This is a genomic window from Aquiflexum sp. (genome assembly GCF_977115555.1).
The window spans coordinates 1-1,829 of record NZ_CDSBKL010000599.1; the positions used below are offsets into that span (position 1 = coordinate 1).

4 protein-coding genes are annotated in these 1,829 nt (G+C 34.2%); 3 read left to right on the top strand and 1 reads right to left on the bottom strand.

The window, feature by feature from the left end; genetic code table 11:
- Positions 1–111 (bottom strand): XdhC family protein (locus ACZFYI_RS19950; protein ID WP_462525876.1); only part of this gene is annotated, 111 nt, incomplete at its 3' end.
- A 274-nt stretch (positions 112–385) separates the two neighbouring features.
- Here ACZFYI_RS19950 and ACZFYI_RS19955 point away from each other — a divergent pair.
- The 3 genes from ACZFYI_RS19955 to ACZFYI_RS19965 form a co-directional block, all read left to right on the top strand.
- Complete coding sequence (locus ACZFYI_RS19955) at positions 386–847, top strand: cold-shock protein (protein ID WP_462525873.1); 462 nt, start codon at positions 386–388, stop codon at positions 845–847.
- Positions 848–885: 38 nt separating this feature from the next.
- A complete protein-coding gene (locus tag ACZFYI_RS19960) occupies positions 886–1,371 on the top strand; it encodes a hypothetical protein (RefSeq protein WP_462525874.1) in 486 nt (161 codons plus the stop codon).
- Positions 1,372–1,606: 235 nt separating this feature from the next.
- The coding region (locus tag ACZFYI_RS19965) for a hypothetical protein (RefSeq protein ID WP_462525875.1) at positions 1,607–1,829 on the top strand (223 nt) is incomplete at its 3' end.

A 1,829-nucleotide genomic window follows, 5' to 3' on the forward strand; every position in this document is an offset into this window, starting at 1 on the left:
GGGTCGCCTGTATGCTGAACCATCAACTTTTACCACCGTGGCCAAAGCAGCTTTTTGGTTGCGGGCTTTACAGTTTTGATAAGCTTGTAAAATCTGTTGGAGGTCTTTCATATGAAATTGTTTGACTATCGTATTGTTGGCTAATTTGGTAAAGTTATTTCTTAACCTTTGCCCAATATCCTAACAAAACTTTGCTGTAAAATAATCCTCAATCTAAAAAATTCTTTACAAGAGTGGCAGGAATTTATTTGAAGGGAAAATAAAATTAGCTTAAACATGATTTTGATCATTTTATCAGTCTGTAGTTTAATCAGAGTTAATAATTGTTAAAATACTTTTTCCATAAAATAGGAAATACACAAAAATTCCCGGATTTTTGTAACATATGGCAAAATCAAGAGACACCTTCGACAAGAAGGAAAAAGAAAAATTAAGACAGAAGAAAAAACAGGAGAAGCAGCAAAAGAAAGATGACAGAAAATCCAATACCGCTAAGGTTACAGATTTCGAAAATATGATTGCTTACGTGGATGAGTTTGGTAATATATCTTCCACTCCTCCAGATCCATCCAAAAAAAGGGTTTTTGATGCAGACACCATTGAAATAGGTGTTTCAAAGCACGCTGAGCCACTTCCGGGTGAAAACCTCAGAAAAGGAAAAGTAACATTTTTTAATGCCTCAAAGGGTTATGGTTTCATTAAAGATGAAGTATCCCAAGACAGCATATTCGTCCACATCAATAAATGCATAGATCCTATTCAGGAAAATGATAAAGTTACTTTTGAAACTGAAAAATCTCCAAAGGGACTGAGTGCTGTAGATGTAAAACTTTTTAAAGCACCTTGATTTTACCTTTTGGCTGATACAAAAACAGTTTAACTGGTATGAAAATCGGAAGCCTTGCAGATATTAAAAAAGAATTAGCCTTCCTTGATACCAAAGAATTGTCCGTACTGTTATTGGATTTAGCCAAGTTCAGTACGGACAATAAAGCCTTGTTGTACTTCAAACTTTTTGAAAGAGATAATCCTAGATTATTTGTTGAATTGGTTCAGGAGGAAATCGATTTTGAATTCCAAAAATCCAATACCCGGAATTATCATTTTGCTAAAAAGTCCGCTCAAAGTATCCGAAGAAAGCTGAATAAAAGCCTCAAACTTACCAAAGATAAAGAAACCCTTATTGAACTGATTATCTTCTTTTGTGAAAAATTGAAACTATATGGATTCTTGGATTTCCGCCATCCCGTGATTGATAATTTGTATAGGATGCAGGTAGGAAAAATTGAGAAGCTTGTTTTAGGTTTACATGAAGACCTGCAATATGACTACATGGAAAAAATCCAAGAGTTAAAATTTAACTTGAGGTAAGCCGCAAATTTTGACAAAGAGAGGCCTTATTTAGATTTTTTTACAGCCTTTCGAACTTGATTTTTTATTTCAACTTCTATTATGATGTATATATGATGTAATTTTTTTCAATGCCTGATGTAGTTATGATGTAGGGCAAATTCTCATTTTTTCAGGTAGTGTAGTTAGATTTATTTTTCTGATTGCGCTCAAAAAAATTTCAAAACAATTTACCCAATACAAAAAACTAGTGCCTATGAAAAATTTTACAATTATCATGATGCTTTCATTTGTGGTTTTTTTCCAAGCTTTTGGACAGACTCAAATGAACCTTCCTGTAACCTTTGATGAAACCAATGTCAATTATGGCGTTGTGGGGTTTGGAGGAGCAGAAGGATCTTCCATCGTAGAAGACCCAACTTTAGCCACCAACAAAGTTGCCAAAGTGATCAAAACAGCTACTGCCGAACTTTGGGCAG